Source organism: Pseudomonas sp. I8001 (genome assembly GCF_013385345.1).
In the GTDB taxonomy this organism is placed as follows: domain Bacteria; phylum Pseudomonadota; class Gammaproteobacteria; order Pseudomonadales; family Pseudomonadaceae; genus Aquipseudomonas.
On sequence record NZ_JACAQC010000009.1, the window covers coordinates 66,022 to 81,416 of the forward strand.

The following is a 15,395-nucleotide window of genomic DNA, read 5'->3' on the forward strand; positions in this document are numbered from 1 at the left end:
AACCTATCGGCATGCCCCCTATAATGCGCGGTTCTTTACCACCAGTTGACGATCCCCATGGCCAAGAAGCTTTACATCGAAACCCACGGTTGCCAGATGAACGAGTACGACAGCTCGCGCATGGTCGATCTGCTGGGTGAACATCAGGCCCTGGAAGTCACCGCCCGCGCTGAAGATGCCGACGTGATCCTGCTCAATACCTGCTCGATCCGCGAGCGGGCCCAGGACCGGGTCTACTCGCAGCTGGGCCGCTGGCGTGAACTGAAACTGGCCAACCCGGACATGGTGATCGCCGTCGGCGGTTGCGTGGCCAGCCAGGAAGGCGCAGCCATTCGCGACCGCGCACCGTACGTCGACGTGGTCTTCGGCCCGCAGACCCTGCACCGCCTGCCGGAAATGATCGACGCCGCGCGCATCACCAAGCTGCCGCAAGTCGACGTCTCGTTCCCGGAAATCGAAAAATTCGACCATTTGCCCGAGCCGCGCATCGACGGCCCAAGCGCTTATGTGTCGGTAATGGAAGGCTGCAGCAAGTACTGCACCTTCTGCGTGGTGCCATACACCCGCGGCGAAGAAGTCAGCCGCCCGTTCGACGACGTGCTGGCAGAGATCATTCACCTGGCCGAGAACGGCGTGCGTGAAGTGACCCTGCTGGGACAAAACGTCAACGGCTACCGTGGCCAGACCCACGACGGGCGCCTGGCGGACCTCGCGGAGTTGATCCGCGTAGTGGCCGCCGTCGACGGGATCGAGCGGATTCGCTATACCACTTCGCACCCGCTGGAGTTCTCCGACAGCCTGATCCAGGCCCACGCCGAAGTGCCGGAGCTAGTCAAGCACCTGCACTTGCCGGTGCAATCGGGCTCGGACCGCATTCTCTCGGCGATGAAGCGCAACCACACCGCCCTGGAATACAAATCCAAATTGCGCAAATTGCGTGCGGCGGTGCCGGGGATCTGCATCAGCTCGGACTTTATCGTCGGCTTCCCGGGCGAGACCGAGAAAGACTTCCAGCAGACCATGAAGTTGATTGAAGACGTAGGCTTCGACTTCTCCTACTCCTTCGTCTACAGCCAGCGCCCGGGCACCCCGGCGGCAGACCTGCTCGACGAAACCCCGGAAGCGTTGAAGAAGGAGCGTTTGAACGCCCTGCAACACCGCCTCAACCAGCAGGGTTTCGAGATCAGCCGACAGATGGTGGGCTCGACCCAGCGCATCCTGGTGACCGACTACTCGAAAAAAGACCCTGGCGAATTGCAGGGCCGGACCGAGAACAACCGGATCGTCAACTTCCGCTGTGATAATCCGACGCTGATCGGGCAGTTCGCCGACGTGCACATCGACGCGGCACAACCGCACTCGCTGCGCGGTTCGCTGATTAACTGAGACTCCGGTTTTCAAGGCAAATGAAGATCAAATGTGGGAGCTGGCTTGCCTGCGATTGCGATATAACAGGCAGCATATATTTCGGCCGTGCCGGCCCCATCGCAGGCAAGCCAGCTCCCACAGTGGATCCCCGTTGTTCTTGAGAGCGGGCCCGGGCTATATAAGTGCTTTCGCACGCAGCCTGCTGGCGTTATCCTTGATTTCATCTTAATTGCCCCAGGGCGGCTAAAAACGACCTTGAACGCACCCATAGAACCACATCGTTTTCTCCTCGAGCCCTTTGAGGCTCGCCGTTTCGCCAATCTGTGCGGACAGTTCGACGAGCACCTGCGCCTGATCGAACAACGCCTGAGCATCGAGATCCGCAACCGCGGCAATCAATTCGAGCTGATTGGTGAACCCCAGCACACCACCTCGGCAGAAAACCTTCTGCGCCGCCTCTACCGGGAAACCAAAGGTAGCGAGCTGTCGCCGGAAACGGTGCACCTGTACCTGCAGGAATCCGCCGTGGAGGACCTGGCCAATAACCCGGTAGCCGAAGCCAGCGTCGCGTTGCGCACCAAGAAAGGCATGATTCGCCCTCGCGGCTTGAACCAACAGCGCTACGTCAAAGAGATCCTGGGCAACGACATCAACTTCGGCATCGGCCCTGCCGGTACCGGCAAGACCTACCTGGCCGTGGCCTGCGCGGTCGATGCCCTGGAGCGCGAGCAGGTGCGACGCATCCTGCTGGTGCGTCCGGCGGTGGAAGCCGGCGAGAAGCTGGGCTTTTTGCCCGGCGACCTGGCCCAGAAGATCGACCCGTACCTGCGCCCGCTCTACGACGCGCTCTACGAGATGCTCGGCTTCGAATACGTGGCCAAGCTGATCGAGCGCCAGGTGATCGAGATCGCCCCGCTGGCCTACATGCGTGGCCGTACGCTGAACAACAGCTTCATCATTCTCGACGAAAGCCAGAACACCACCGTTGAGCAGATGAAGATGTTCCTGACCCGGATCGGTTTCGGCTCTACGGCCGTGATCACCGGCGACGTCACCCAGGTCGACCTGCCCAAAGGCACCAAGTCGGGCCTGGCCCAGGTGATCGACGTACTCAAGGACGTGCCGGGGATCAGCTTCACGCACTTCATGCCCAAAGACGTGGTACGTCACCCGTTGGTGCAGCGCATTGTCGAAGCCTACGAGCGCTTCGAACACCGCGACGACCAACCGGCCAAGGACACTCGCCGCGATGCTTGAGCTTGACCTGCAGCTGGCCACCGAAGCGCCCGCCCCCAGCGAAGAACAGTTCCGCCAGTGGTGCACCCTGGCCCTGCGCCAGCGCACCGCCGACTCGGAGCTGACCATTCGCCTGGTGGACGAGCCCGAAGGCCGTGAACTGAATCACACCTGGCGACAAAAAGACTACGCGACCAACGTGCTGTCGTTTCCCGCCGACGTACCCGATGAGCTGCTGGATATCCCGTTGCTGGGCGACCTGGTGATCTGCGTCGAAGTGGTCGAGCGTGAAGCAAAGGAACAGGGCAAGGAACTTGAGGCCCATTGGGCCCATCTAGTCATCCACGGCTGCTTGCATCTCTTGGGTTACGACCATATAGACGATGACGAAGCCGAAGAAATGGAAGCACTGGAACGAACGTTGCTTGCAGAACTGGGTCATCGTGACCCGTATGCAGACGACGAAATTGCAACTACACCTAACTGAAACAATAAAGGATTTAGAGTAATCGCTATGAGCGAAGACCGATCGAGCAACGGGCAAAAGTCATGGCTGGGGAAACTCACCCAGGCCTTTGCCCACGAGCCGAAAAACCGCCAGGAGCTGCTGGAGCTGCTGCGCGAGGCGCATCAGAACAAGTTGCTGGACAGCGAAGCGCTGGCCATCGTCGAAGGCGCCATCCAGGTCGCTGACCTGCAAGTACGGGACATCATGGTTCCGCGCTCGCAGATGGTCAGCATCAAGGCGACCCAGACCCCACGGGAATTCCTCCCGGCCGTGATCGACTCGGCGCACTCGCGCTACCCGGTGATCGGCGAAAGCCATGACGACGTCATGGGCGTCCTGCTGGCCAAGGACCTGCTGCCGCTGATCCTCAAGGAGAACGGCGACAGCTTCAACATCAAGGACCTGCTGCGTCCTGCCACCTTCGTCCCTGAATCCAAGCGCCTGAATGTGCTGTTGCGCGAATTTCGTGCGAACCACAATCACATGGCCATCGTGATTGACGAGTACGGAGGTGTAGCGGGTTTGGTGACCATCGAAGACGTGCTGGAACAGATCGTCGGCGACATCGAAGACGAGCACGACGTCGAAGAAGACAGCTACATCAAGCCGCTGCCCAGCGGTGATTTCCTGGTCAAGGCCCTGACGCCGATCGAGAACTTCAACGAGTTCTTCGACAGCGAATTCTCCGACGATGAGTTCGACACGGTTGGCGGCCTGGTGATGAGTGCGTTCGGGCACCTGCCCAAACGTAACGAGACCACGGAAATCGGTGCCTATCGCTTCCGCATCCTGAATGCCGACAGCCGCCGTATTCACTTGATCCGTTTGACACCTATTGCCCGCTAAGGACTGACATGCGCCGTATGATTGCACCCGGCTGGCCCGGTAACCTGCTGGCCGTGGTGGCCGGCGCCATCACCACCCTGGCGCTGGCGCCGTTCGACCTCTGGCCGTTTGCGCTGGTGGCGGCCGGGTTCTTTTATGCGGGATTGCGTGAACTGACACCGCGCCAGGCCCTGTGGCGTGGCTGGTGTTTCGGTTTCGGCCTGTTTGGTGCCGGTACCAGCTGGATCTACTACAGCATTCACCACTTCGGCGGCGCTTCGGTGTTGCTGGCGGGCATGCTGATGCTGGCGTTTACGGCGGCCATTGCCTGGTTCTTTGCCCTGCCCGCCTGGCTGTGGGCGCGCTGGCTGCGCCGCAACGAAGCGCCACTGGCCGATGCCCTGGCCTTCGCGGCCTTGTGGGTTGGCCAGGAAGCGTTTCGCGGCTGGTTCCTCACCGGTTTTCCCTGGCTCTATTCCGGTTACAGCCAGCTCGACGGCCCTCTCACCGGCCTCGCGCCGCTGGGCGGGATGTGGCTGATATCCTTTGCCCTGGCGCTGACCGCCGCACTGATCTGCAACCTGCCGCGTCTGCTGGCGGCTAAGCGCAACCTGTTCATCGGTGCCGGCTTGCTGTTGTTGGTGGCGCCATGGGCCATCGGCCTGGCACTCAAGCATCATGCATGGACCACCCCCGCCGGCGCGCCGCTGACCGTGGCCGCCGTCCAGGGCAACGTCGAACAAAGCATGAAGTGGGACCCCGAGCAGTTGAATGCGCAGCTCGCGCTGTACCGCGACATGAGCTTCAGCTCCAAGCCTGTCGACCTGCTGGTATGGCCGGAAACCGCCGTGCCGGTGCTCAAGGAATCCGTGGAGGGTTACCTGGGCATGATGGGCAAGTTCGCCGCTGACCGGCACACTGCGCTGATCACCGGTGTACCGATCCGCCAGGAAGTGCATCACCACAAGCGCTTCTTCAACGGCATCACGGTGGTGGGCGAAGGCGACGGCACCTACCTGAAGCAGAAGCTGGTGCCGTTTGGCGAGTACGTGCCGCTGCAGGACATGCTGCGCGGCTTGATCGCGTTCTTTGACCTGCCGATGTCGGACTTCGCCCGCGGGCCGTCCGACCAGGCTTTGCTGCAAGCCAAGGGCTATCAGATTGCGCCGTTCATTTGCTATGAAGTGGTGTACCCGGAGTTCGCCGCCGGCCTGTCGGCCCGCAGCGATTTGTTGCTGACCATCAGCAACGACACCTGGTTCGGCCGCTCCATCGGCCCGCTGCAACATTTGCAGATGGCCCAGATGCGCGCCCTGGAAGCCGGGCGCTGGATGATCCGCGCCACCAACAACGGCGTCACTGGCCTGATCAACCCGTACGGGCAGATCACCGTGCAGATCCCGCAGTTTGAACGCGGGATTCTCTACGGCGAGGTCGTGCCGATGCACAACCTCACCCCATACCTGGAATGGCGTTCCTGGCCGTTGATCATCCTGTGCCTTGGCCTGTTTGGCTGGGCGCTGTTGGCGGGGCGGATGTCCAAAACGGTTTAAAAGAAATACTCGGACGACAATGTGGGAGCGGGCTTGCTCGCGAATGCGATCTGTCAGTTAAAGCACCAGTGACTGACACACTGTATTCGCGAGCAAGCCCGCTCCCACATTTGACCTGCGGTATTACCTGTAAAACATCCGGTAACCCACCTGCCCCACCGCTTCATTCAGCAACTGCCCGCTCTGCCATACCGACTTGAACTCCGGCATCCAGCCCCCCAATGGCCGGGCATTGTCCAAACCAAGAAACCCCACTGGCGCCGGAACAACCGTGAACCCGGCCTTTTCGAAGCTCCAGCGCGAGCGCGGCATATGCCAGGCCTGAGTCACGACCACCACACGCTTGATTCCCTGCGGCAGCAGAATCTCGGCACTCATCTGCGCGTTTTCCCACGTGGTACGGCTGCGCTCTTCCTTCCAGCGCACGCTCACGCCAAAGTCATCCTGCATCGATACCGCCATCAACTCCGCCTCGCTGGGCGGTGTGCCGTAGTGCAAGCCGCCGGTGGTCAGCACCGGCAAGCCCGAAGCCTTGGCCAGGCGGGCTGCATAGCGCTGGCGCTCAAGACCGATACCCGTCGGCTGATCGGAGCCCCACGCCGGATCCCCGCGCTCACGCCCCGAGCCCAACACCACGATGGCATCAGCCCGCTGCGCCAGGGTCGCCCATTCATCACGGGCCAGAGGCGGCTCGGTCTCCAGGGCCTTTGCGCCCCATTGAACCGCCACCGGCAGGCTCATCAGCAACATCCCGCCAAACCCCAGGGCAAAGCACACGGCCGCCAGCCGCGGTCGGCTGCGACGAAACCACCAGGCAAGGGCCAGCAACAGCAACAGGATGCCGGGCGGCAACAACAATTGTTTAATGAAATAGCGAATAGGCATCGGGCATCTCCAAAGATGCCCGAAGCCTAAGGTGTAACGGGGTTAAGCGACAATCTTTACAGGAACAGACGCTGAGAAGGCTACAGATCACTAACGCGGTACTTCACTTGAAAAGCACGGACCGGAGTTTTTCCGGGCTGCGACCGGCCGAAAAATCCTTGAGCCATACCACCTTGGCCGATCGCGAAAACTCCTGGGCTGGCGGGGAGGCCATGCCATGGGACGCGCGATGCTCATTCAACTCCAGATACACCCTGATCACGTCCAGCTCTGCCTGGCTCAAGCCACGCAGTTCCAACTCCAGAGGCCGTTCATCACACAATCGGCCTGCGGTTTTTGCTGCATCCAGTGCTCGACCCAAACGGTCGATCAGTCCTTCGTACACCTGCGGTTTCGTTAAAGTTCGCTGCGAATCAACCATCCCTCACCTCATTGAAGATAAGACTCACTCCCCACTAAACAGCGTAGTCCTGCTTGCCCTGCCTGCCTGGCGCCGCGACCAACGGCCTCGGCGGCGCAATCAGGGTTTCCCTCGATAGAGTGGGGTCATGTATGCTACGGCGCTTCCTGTAACTCCACTTCCCGCAGGGTTTGGGCACGGACGCGCCGCTTTTTGGTGTCGATCAACCTGAACGTTGCACCGAAGAGGATTAGGCCACCCCTATTCAGTTCAAAAGTAGCCATGCACGAACAATATCAGCCCCGTGAAATAGAAAATGCCGCCCAGTCGTTCTGGGATGAGCAAAAGTCCTTTGAAGTCAGTGAACAGCCAGGCAAGGAGACTTTCTATTGCCTATCGATGTTCCCTTACCCCAGCGGCAAGCTACACATGGGGCATGTGCGCAACTACACCATCGGCGACGTCATCTCCCGCTACCAGCGCATGCTGGGCAAGAACGTCCTGCAACCCATGGGTTGGGACGCCTTCGGCATGCCGGCGGAAAACGCCGCGATGAAGAACAACGTAGCGCCCGCCAAGTGGACCTACGAAAACATCGCCTACATGAAGACCCAGCTGCGCAGCCTGGGCCTGGCGGTGGACTGGTCCCGCGAGGTGACCACCTGCAAGCCTGATTACTACCGCTGGGAACAATGGCTGTTCACTCGCCTGTTCGAAAAAGGCGTGATCTACAAGAAGAGCGGCACCGTGAACTGGGACCCGGTGGACCAGACCGTACTGGCCAACGAACAAGTGATCGACGGCCGCGGCTGGCGTTCCGGCGCGCTGATCGAAAAGCGCGAAATCCCGATGTACTACTTCAAGATCACCGCCTACGCGGATGAACTCTTGTCGAGCCTCGATGATTTGCCGGGCTGGCCCGAGCAGGTCAAGACCATGCAACGCAACTGGATCGGCAAGTCCCGTGGCATGGAAGTGCAGTTCCCCTACAACGTCGACTCCATCGGCGCAGAAGGTGTACTGAAAGTCTTCACCACCCGTCCGGACACCCTGATGGGCGCGACCTACGTCGCCGTGGCCGCCGAACACCCGCTGGCCACCCAGGCCGCACAGAACAACCCTGAGCTGCAGGCGTTCATCGCCGAATGCAAGGGCGGCAGCGTCGCCGAAGCCGACGTCGCCACCCAGGAGAAAAAAGGCCTGCCGACCTCGTTGTTCGTCGAGCACCCATTGACCGGCGAGAAGCTGCCGGTGTGGGTCGCCAACTACGTGCTGATGCACTACGGTGATGGCGCAGTAATGGCTGTGCCGGCCCACGACGAGCGCGATTTCGAATTCGCCGTCAAGTACAACCTGCCGATCAAGTCCGTGGTGCGCACCAGTTCGGGCGACACCAACCCGGCTCCGTGGCAGGACGCGTACAACGAACACGGCACACTGATCAATTCCGGCGAGTTCGACGGCCTGGATTTCGAAGGCGCCTTCGACGCCATCGAAGTCGCGCTGATCAAGAAAAACCTCGGTGCCTCGCGCACCCAGTTCCGCCTGCGTGACTGGGGCATCAGCCGCCAGCGCTACTGGGGCTGCCCGATCCCGATCATCCACTGCGAAACCTGCGGTGACGTGCCGGTACCGGAAGACCAACTGCCGGTCGTATTGCCCGAAGACGTGGTGCCGGACGGTGCTGGCTCGCCATTGGCGCGCATGCCCGAATTCTACGAGTGCACCTGCCCGAACTGCGGTGCCCCGGCCAAACGCGAAACCGACACCATGGACACCTTCGTGGAGTCTTCGTGGTACTACGCCCGCTACGCCTCGCCGCACTATGAAGGCGGCCTGGTGGAAAAATCCGCGGCCGACCACTGGCTGCCGGTAGACCAGTACATCGGCGGTATCGAACACGCCATCCTTCACCTGCTGTACGCGCGCTTCTTCCACAAGCTGATGCGTGATGAAGGCCTGGTGAGTTCCGACGAGCCGTTCAAGAACCTGCTGACCCAGGGCATGGTGATTGCCGAGACTTATTACCGCCGCGAAGCCAATGGCGCCTACACCTGGTTCAACCCGGCAGATGTCGAGCTGGAGCGTGACAGCAAGGCCAAGGTGATCAGCGCCAAGCTGAAATCCGACGGCCTGCCGGTGGAAATCGGCGGCACCGAGAAGATGGCCAAGTCGAAGAACAACGGCGTCGACCCACAGTCGATGATCGACCAGTTCGGCGCGGACACCTGCCGCCTGTTCATGATGTTCGCCTCGCCGCCTGACATGAGCGCGGAATGGTCGGACTCCGGCGTCGAAGGTTCGCATCGCTTCCTCAAGCGCGTCTGGCGCCTGGCGCACGCCCATGTCAGCCAAGGCTTGCCGGGCAAGCTGGACGTGGCGACCCTGAGCGATGAGCAAAAAGTCATTCGCCGCAGCACCCACCTGGCCATCAAGCACGCCAGCCAGGACGTGGGCCAGCACCACAAATTCAACACCGCCATCGCCCAGGTGATGACGCTGATGAACGTGCTGGAGAAAGCGCCGCAGGCTACCGAACAGGACCGCGCACTGGTACAGGAAGGCCTGGAAACGGTCACCCTGCTGCTGGCGCCGATCACGCCACACATCAGCCACGAACTGTGGAACCAGTTGGGCCACAGCGGTGCCGTCATCGATGCCGGCTGGCCGGTACAGGATGACAGCGCCCTGGTACAGGACACGCTGCAACTGGTGATTCAGGTCAACGGCAAGCTGCGTGGCCAGATCGACATGCCGGCCAGCGCCAGCCGTGAAGACGTCGAAGCCGCCGCCCGTATCAATGAGAACGTGCTGCGCTTCACCGAAGGCCTGACGATCCGCAAAGTGATCGTGGTGCCCGGCAAACTGGTCAATATCGTCGCTAGCTAATCGGATCGGGCGCCGAGGGAATAACCCTGGCGCCGAACAAAACCTCCAGGGCCTCGATAAGGCCCACATGGTTTCAAGGGGAGCATCAAAATGATCAAACGCAATCTGCTGGTTATGGGCCTTGCCGTGCTGCTGAGCGCTTGCGGCTTCCAGCTGCGCGGCACCGGCACCACCGAACTGGCGATCAAGGAACTGGACGTCACCGCCCGCAACTCCTACGGCGAGACCGTGCAACAGCTGCGCCAGGTCCTGGAAAACAGTGGCGTCAAAGTCTATTCAGGCGCGGCTTACAAACTGAACCTGGTGGATGAAAAAGAAGAGCAGCGCAGCCTCAGCTACGCCAGCGCCGGGCGTGCTTCGGACATTGAGCTGAGCACCACGCTCTTCTTCGAAATCCAGGGCCATGACCACCTGCCGCTGATGGGCGACAAGATCCAGATACAGAAAGTCGTGAGCCACGACGGCAACAACCTGGTGGGTTCGGACTCCGAAACCATCCAGGTGCGCAAGGAAATGCGTCGTGAACTGGTGCAGCGCATGGTCCTGCGCCTGCAACTGATCACGCCGGAGCAACTGGATAAGCTGCAGCAAACCGCGGATGCCAAGGCCAAGGCAGATGCCGATGCGCTGAAAGCGGCGCAAGAGTATGAAGACAGCCAACCTAAACAGTCGCCTGTCGAAGTTCCTGTCGAGTAAGCCAGACGGGGCGCCCCAGGCGCCCCGTTCGCCCTGCCTATGAAACTCGCCCCCGCCCAACTCGCCAAGCACCTGCAAGGCAGCCTTGCGCCCGTCTACATCGTCAGCGGTGATGACCCGCTGCTGTGCCAGGAGGCTGCGGACGCAATTCGCACCGCCGCCCGCCAACAGGGCTTCGATGAACGCCAGGTATTCAGCGCCGACGCCAGTTTCGACTGGGGTACGCTGCTGCAAGCCGGGGCGAGCATGTCGCTGTTCGCCGAAAAACGCCTGCTGGAACTGCGCCTGCCTTCGGGCAAGCCCGGCGACAAAGGCGCGGCGGCTTTGATGGAATACTGCGCACGCCCTGCCGAAGACACGCTGCTGCTGATCAGCCTGCCCAAGCTCGATGGCAGTGCGCAGAAAACCAAGTGGGGCAAGGCGCTGGTGGAAGGTGGCCAGACTCAGTTCATACAGATCTGGCCGGTGGACAGCAGCCAACTGCCGCAGTGGATTCGTCAGCGCCTGTCGCAATCCGGGCTGAGTGCCAGCCAGGATGCGGTGGAGCTGATCGCGGCGCGGGTGGAAGGCAACCTGTTGGCCGCCGCCCAGGAAATCGAAAAGCTCAAGCTGATGGCCGAGGGTGGCCAGATCACCGTCGAAACCGTGCAAGGCGCCGTGGCGGACAGCGCGCGCTTTGACGTATTTGGCCTGGTGGATGCGATCCTCAACGGCGAACCCGCCCACGCCCTGCGCATGCTCGAAGGGCTGCGCGGTGAAGGCGTCGAGCCGCCGGTGATTCTCTGGGCCCTGGCGCGAGAATTACGGCTGCTGGCCAATATTGCCCTGCAGTACAGCCAGGGCATCCCACTGGACAAGGCCTTCAGCCAGGCGCGGCCACCGGTATGGGACAAGCGCAAACCACTGATCAGCAAAGCCCTGCAACGGCACTCGGCGCAACGCTGGGCGCAATTGCTGCTGGAGGCCCAGCGCATTGACGCGCAGATCAAGGGCCAGGCGGCTGGATCGCCGTGGATGAGCCTGAGTCGTTTGTCACTTTTGATGTCAGGACAGCGCTTGGCGCTGCCTGCTGAATAGTCCTACGTATCGCTGGGCTGGACAGAATCCAAACTTCGGCAGATGATTCGCACCGCATCATCAACCTGCCAGAGAGTACCCATCATGAGCAAAAAGCCATCCAAGCATGGCCCCAACAAGGCCAAATCCATCATCGCCCAGCCGTTGTTCCGCAGTCGCCAGGAACGAGCCGGCAAAGGCAAAGGCAGCTACCGCCGCGAAGCCTTCCAGTCTAATAGCTGGGAGGCTTCTTACTTTCTGGCTGCCTGAAGGCAAGCGCCCCTCCGGCATGATAAGGTCTGTACCTGATTCGTATTCCCTGGACCTGTGCATGCCCTCTAGTCTTTCCCGTCGTTGGCACCTTCGCCAACTGATCGCTGCCTCCAGCCTCATTCTGTTAGTCGCCTGCGCGGAAAAACCCACCGCTGCCGATGCCCAACCCCTGCCCCTGCTCCAGACTGCACCGGTAGCTGCGCCTGCCGTCGTTGCGCCACTGGTGGCAGACAATCTTGATATCCAGCCGACCCAGACCTTTGCCGAATGGCAGGCGGGGTTTCGCGTGGAAGCCTTGAAGGCCGGTATCACGCCGCAGGTTTTCGACACGGCCTTTGCCAATGTCGTACCCGACATGGCGGTGATCCGCGCCGACCGCAGCCAGCCGGAGTTCTCCCGGCCGGTATGGGAATACCTCGATGGCGCGCTGTCGCCACTGCGGGTGCGCAATGGCCAGTCGCTGCTGGTGAAGTACGCCGACATTCTGCAACGCATTGAGGACCGTTACGGCGTCGACCGCCAGGCGCTGGTCTCGGTGTGGGGCATGGAGAGTAACTTCGGCCAGTTCCAGGGCAACAACTCGGTGATCCGCTCACTGGCGACCCTGGCCTATGAAGGCCGTCGCCCGGCCTTCGCCCAGGCGCAGCTGCTGGCGGCGCTGCAAATCATCCAGCATGGCGATATCGCCGCCGACCAGATGAAAGGCTCCTGGGCCGGGGCCATGGGCCAGACCCAGTTCATCCCGACCACCTATAACACCCACGCCGTGGACTTCGACGGTGACGGCCGCCGCGATATCTGGAACAGCCCGGCCGACGCCCTCGCCTCCACCGCGCACTACCTGCAAAGCTCCGGCTGGCAGAAAGGCCAGCCCTGGGGCTTCGAGGTGCAGCAACTGCCGTTGAATTTTGATTACGCCCTGGCCGATGGCAGCGTACGCAAGACCGTTGGCGAGTGGCTGAAACTGGGAATCCAGGTGCCGCCGGGCGCCAGTGTCCCGGCCAACGTCGACCAGCTTTCCGCCGCCCTGTTGCTGCCGGCCGGCTATCGTGGCCCGGCGTTCCTGGTGCTGGATAACTTCCGCGCGATCCTCAAGTACAACAACTCGTCGTCCTACGCGTTGGCAGTTGGCTTGTTGTCGGAACGCTTCGGGGGCGGCGGCTTGATTCGTGGGAGCTGGCCGAAAGATGAGCTGCCGTTGACTCGCTCGCAGCGAATTGACTTGCAGACGGTGCTCAGTGCCAATGGTTACGACGCAGGCAACCCGGACGGGATCATCGGTGCGAATACCCGCAAGGCGATTCGTGCCGCGCAGCAGTCCCTGGGCTGGCCGGCGGATGGGTATCCGACGGTGAAGTTGCTGGAGTCGCTGCAAAGCCGATAGATCGGCGTATGGCTGCTACCGCATTCGCGAGCAAGCCCGCTCCCACATTTTGACCGTGCACTTCCTGAAGGAACGCGATCGAAATGTGGGAGCGGGCTTGCTCGCGAAGAGGCCTTTATCGGCGCTACAAAGTTCAGGCCTTAAACACCACATCCTGTTCCAACACCAACCGCTTCTCCCCCGCATCCAGCCGCACCCTGGCGCCCAACGGCAAGGTCAGGTTCGGGTTGCAGTGCCCGCTGCGCCAGCCGGACAGCACAGGAATGCACAACGGCTCGAAGGTCTGCTTCAGCAAGCGCTCAAGCGCAAGGCTATCAACCCCAGCCACATCCCCCACCACCACGCCCGCCACCTGGGCCAGCTTGCCCGCCAGGCGCAAATGGGTGAGCAACCGGTCAATACGGTACAACGGCTCGTTCACATCTTCGATAAACAGAATGATGCCCTCGGCATCAATCTCGTAAGCCGTGCCCATCACTGCTGCGATCATCGATAGATTGCCGCCCAGCAGCCGCCCACAGGCGATGCCTGGCTCGACGGTGGTCAGCGGGTAGGCCACAGGGTGAGCCAGCTGGCTACCGGCTTTCACTTGCCCACGCAGCATGCTGAACAGCGACGACTCGGTAGGCTGTTGCTTTTCACCTAACAGGTCAGCGTTGAACATCGGACCATGGAAGGTGACGAAACCGGCATACCGGTTGATCGCCAGGTGCAGGGCGGTGATATCGCTGTAGCCTACGAATGGCTTGGGGTTGGCCCGGAGCAGGTCAAAGTCCAGGCGGTCCAGCAGGCGTGGCGTGCCGTAGCCGCCGCGCAGGCAGAAAATCGCGTCGATGGTCGAGTCGGCGAACGCCGCGTGCAGGTCATCAAGGCGTACCTCATCACTGCCGGCCAGATAGCCATCACGCTGGCTCACGCCCGGAAAGATCCGCAGTGTGTAGCCCCGGGCGCGCATCCATTGCGTGGCCGTGTCGATATCCAGCTCGGCCGGCCCGGCAGGGGCAATCAGTCCGATCACGCCTTCGGCGCGCAGCGCAGGTACCGCACAAGTGGTCAATTGAGTCGTCATCCATGGTTCTCCTCGTGTGGATTGCCCAAGGCACTCTAAACAGCAATGGTTGCAAACAGAAGAGGAAGAGTCAGTAGCAAATGTGGGAGCGGGCCTGGGTGGGAGCGGGCTTGCTCGCGAAGGCGGTCAGTCAGTCACCGGACAGGTCAACTGATCCAACGCATTCGCGAACAAGCCCGCTCCCACTCAAGCCGGCTCCCACATGGGTCCTGCAGTGTCCGGCGTTCCGCGTATCAGGACACCAGGCTGGCCTTGACCAGTTTCGCCTGCTCGTCGGCGTGGTACGAGGAACGTACCAGCGGGCCGGAAGCGACGTTCTTGAAGCCCATCTTGTAGCCTTCTTCGGCAAACCAGGCGAACACATCCGGGTGCACGAAACGCTGTACCGGCAAGTGGCTGCGGGACGGCTGCAGGTACTGGCCGAGGGTCAGCATGTCGATGTCGTGTTCGCGCATGCGCTTCATGACTTCAATGACTTCTTCGTCGGTTTCGCCCAGGCCCAGCATCAGGCCGGATTTGGTCGGAATGTGCGGCATCATCTGCTTGAATTTCTGCAGCAGGGTCAGCGACCACTGGTAGTCCGAACCCGGACGCGCAGCCTTGTACAGGCGCGGCACGGTTTCCAGGTTGTGGTTGAACACATCCGGCGGCTCGGCGGCGGTGATTTCCAGCGCCACGTCCATACGGCCACGGTAGTCCGGCACCAGGGTCTCGAGCATCACGTTCGGCGACAGCTTGCGGATCTCGCGGATGCAGTCGGCAAAGTGCTGGGCGCCGCCGTCACGCAGGTCGTCGCGGTCTACCGAGGTAATCACGACATACTTGAGTTTCAGGTCGGCGATGGCGATGGCCAGGCTTTCCGGCTCGTTGACGTCCAGTGGCTTCGGCCGGCCGTGACCAACGTCGCAGAACGGGCAACGACGAGTGCAGATGTCACCCATGATCATGAAGGTCGCGGTGCCACCGGAGAAGCACTCGCCCAGGTTCGGGCAGGACGCTTCTTCGCACACGCTGTGCAGCTTGTGTTTGCGCAGCAGGGCCTTGATGCGGTCGACTTCCGGCGAAACCGGGATACGCACGCGAATCCAGTCAGGCTTTTTCGGCAGTTCGGTGGTCGGAATGATCTTCACCGGGATGCGTGCAACCTTCTCGGCGCCGCGCAGCTTGACGCCGGCTTCTACCTTGGCACGCGGGGCCGGACGCTCGGTAACATCCAGCGTCGGGATCATGGTTTGCACTGCATCAGTAGTCAT

At 61.5% G+C, this 15,395-nt stretch carries 14 protein-coding genes; 10 read left to right on the forward strand and 4 right to left on the reverse strand.

Annotation, left to right across the window (positions count from 1 at the left end):
- Nucleotides 1–57: 57 nt before the first annotated feature.
- The 5 genes from miaB to lnt all read left to right on the forward strand — a co-directional run bounded on the left by miaB (nucleotide 58) and on the right by lnt (nucleotide 5,490).
- Nucleotides 58–1,386: a tRNA (N6-isopentenyl adenosine(37)-C2)-methylthiotransferase MiaB gene (gene miaB / locus HX839_RS08725; RefSeq protein WP_003215455.1), complete on the forward strand. Its 1,329-nt coding sequence runs from the start codon at nucleotides 58–60 to the stop codon at nucleotides 1,384–1,386.
- Nucleotides 1,387–1,623: 237 nt separating this feature from the next.
- Nucleotides 1,624–2,625, forward strand: a complete 1,002-nt coding sequence (locus HX839_RS08730; protein ID WP_003215453.1) for a PhoH family protein — start codon at nucleotides 1,624–1,626, stop codon at nucleotides 2,623–2,625.
- The gene (gene ybeY / locus HX839_RS08735; RefSeq protein WP_003215452.1) at nucleotides 2,618–3,091 is read left to right on the forward strand and encodes an rRNA maturation RNase YbeY; all 474 of its coding nucleotides are present in this window, start codon (nucleotides 2,618–2,620) and stop codon (nucleotides 3,089–3,091) included. The genes HX839_RS08730 and ybeY overlap by 8 nt, the downstream gene beginning before the upstream one ends.
- Nucleotides 3,092–3,118: 27 nt before the next feature.
- Nucleotides 3,119–3,958: an HlyC/CorC family transporter gene (locus tag HX839_RS08740; RefSeq protein ID WP_003215451.1), complete on the forward strand. Its 840-nt coding sequence runs from the start codon at nucleotides 3,119–3,121 to the stop codon at nucleotides 3,956–3,958.
- An 8-nt stretch (nucleotides 3,959–3,966) separates the two neighbouring features.
- Nucleotides 3,967–5,490: an apolipoprotein N-acyltransferase gene (gene lnt / locus HX839_RS08745; RefSeq protein WP_003215450.1), complete on the forward strand. Its 1,524-nt coding sequence runs from the start codon at nucleotides 3,967–3,969 to the stop codon at nucleotides 5,488–5,490.
- 123 nt (nucleotides 5,491–5,613) lie between these two features.
- On the opposite strand, the gene HX839_RS08750 is transcribed toward lnt, so the two are convergent.
- Both HX839_RS08750 and HX839_RS08755 read right to left on the reverse strand, forming a co-directional pair.
- Nucleotides 5,614–6,375, reverse strand: coding sequence for a YdcF family protein (locus tag HX839_RS08750; RefSeq protein WP_102369961.1), 762 nt, complete (start codon nucleotides 6,373–6,375; stop codon nucleotides 5,614–5,616).
- A 103-nt stretch (nucleotides 6,376–6,478) separates the two neighbouring features.
- Complete coding sequence (locus HX839_RS08755; protein ID WP_177066954.1) at nucleotides 6,479–6,796, reverse strand: hypothetical protein; 318 nt, start codon at nucleotides 6,794–6,796, stop codon at nucleotides 6,479–6,481.
- A 261-nt stretch (nucleotides 6,797–7,057) separates the two neighbouring features.
- Here HX839_RS08755 and leuS point away from each other — a divergent pair, with 261 nt between their 5' ends.
- The 5 genes from leuS (at nucleotide 7,058) to HX839_RS08780 (ending at nucleotide 13,073) form a co-directional block, all read left to right on the forward strand.
- Nucleotides 7,058–9,664: a leucine--tRNA ligase gene (gene leuS / locus HX839_RS08760; RefSeq protein WP_008436573.1), complete on the forward strand. Its 2,607-nt coding sequence runs from the start codon at nucleotides 7,058–7,060 to the stop codon at nucleotides 9,662–9,664.
- Between the two features lie 90 nt (nucleotides 9,665–9,754).
- Nucleotides 9,755–10,360, forward strand: a complete 606-nt coding sequence (gene lptE, locus HX839_RS08765) for an LPS assembly lipoprotein LptE (protein WP_008436571.1) — start codon at nucleotides 9,755–9,757, stop codon at nucleotides 10,358–10,360.
- Between the two features lie 39 nt (nucleotides 10,361–10,399).
- Nucleotides 10,400–11,437, forward strand: a complete 1,038-nt coding sequence (gene holA / locus HX839_RS08770; RefSeq protein WP_008436560.1) for a DNA polymerase III subunit delta — start codon at nucleotides 10,400–10,402, stop codon at nucleotides 11,435–11,437.
- A gap of 84 nt (nucleotides 11,438–11,521) precedes the next feature.
- On the forward strand, nucleotides 11,522–11,686 hold the full coding sequence (gene arfA, locus HX839_RS08775; RefSeq protein WP_003176285.1) for an alternative ribosome rescue factor ArfA: 165 nt from the start codon (nucleotides 11,522–11,524) through the stop codon (nucleotides 11,684–11,686).
- 61 nt (nucleotides 11,687–11,747) lie between these two features.
- Nucleotides 11,748–13,073, forward strand: coding sequence for a lytic murein transglycosylase (locus HX839_RS08780; protein WP_177066955.1), 1,326 nt, complete (start codon nucleotides 11,748–11,750; stop codon nucleotides 13,071–13,073).
- A gap of 133 nt (nucleotides 13,074–13,206) precedes the next feature.
- Here HX839_RS08780 and HX839_RS08785 read toward each other — a convergent pair whose 3' ends face one another.
- Both HX839_RS08785 and lipA read right to left on the reverse strand, forming a co-directional pair.
- A complete protein-coding gene (locus HX839_RS08785; RefSeq protein ID WP_008436546.1) occupies nucleotides 13,207–14,142 on the reverse strand; it encodes an LD-carboxypeptidase in 936 nt (311 codons plus the stop codon).
- Between the two features lie 233 nt (nucleotides 14,143–14,375).
- Complete coding sequence (lipA, locus tag HX839_RS08790) at nucleotides 14,376–15,395, reverse strand: lipoyl synthase (RefSeq protein ID WP_003215441.1); 1,020 nt, start codon at nucleotides 15,393–15,395, stop codon at nucleotides 14,376–14,378.

Bases quoted from the DNA above. Each gene is read 5' to 3' on its own strand.
- miaB (WP_003215455.1), top strand. From the start codon at position 58: ATGGCCAAGAAGCTTTACATCGAAACCCACGGTTGCCAGATGAACGAG.
- ybeY (WP_003215452.1), top strand. From the start codon at position 2,618: ATGCTTGAGCTTGACCTGCAGCTGGCCACCGAAGCGCCCGCCCCCAGC.
- HX839_RS08740 (WP_003215451.1), top strand. From the start codon at position 3,119: ATGAGCGAAGACCGATCGAGCAACGGGCAAAAGTCATGGCTGGGGAAA.
- lnt (WP_003215450.1), top strand. From the start codon at position 3,967: ATGCGCCGTATGATTGCACCCGGCTGGCCCGGTAACCTGCTGGCCGTG.
- HX839_RS08750 (WP_102369961.1), bottom strand. From the start codon at position 6,375: ATGCCTATTCGCTATTTCATTAAACAATTGTTGTTGCCGCCCGGCATC.
- HX839_RS08755 (WP_177066954.1), bottom strand. From the start codon at position 6,796: ATGGTTGATTCGCAGCGAACTTTAACGAAACCGCAGGTGTACGAAGGA.
- leuS (WP_008436573.1), top strand. From the start codon at position 7,058: ATGCACGAACAATATCAGCCCCGTGAAATAGAAAATGCCGCCCAGTCG.
- lptE (WP_008436571.1), top strand. From the start codon at position 9,755: ATGATCAAACGCAATCTGCTGGTTATGGGCCTTGCCGTGCTGCTGAGC.
- holA (WP_008436560.1), top strand. From the start codon at position 10,400: ATGAAACTCGCCCCCGCCCAACTCGCCAAGCACCTGCAAGGCAGCCTT.
- arfA (WP_003176285.1), top strand. From the start codon at position 11,522: ATGAGCAAAAAGCCATCCAAGCATGGCCCCAACAAGGCCAAATCCATC.
- HX839_RS08780 (WP_177066955.1), top strand. From the start codon at position 11,748: ATGCCCTCTAGTCTTTCCCGTCGTTGGCACCTTCGCCAACTGATCGCT.
- HX839_RS08785 (WP_008436546.1), bottom strand. From the start codon at position 14,142: ATGACGACTCAATTGACCACTTGTGCGGTACCTGCGCTGCGCGCCGAA.
- lipA (WP_003215441.1), bottom strand. From the start codon at position 15,395: ATGACTACTGATGCAGTGCAAACCATGATCCCGACGCTGGATGTTACC.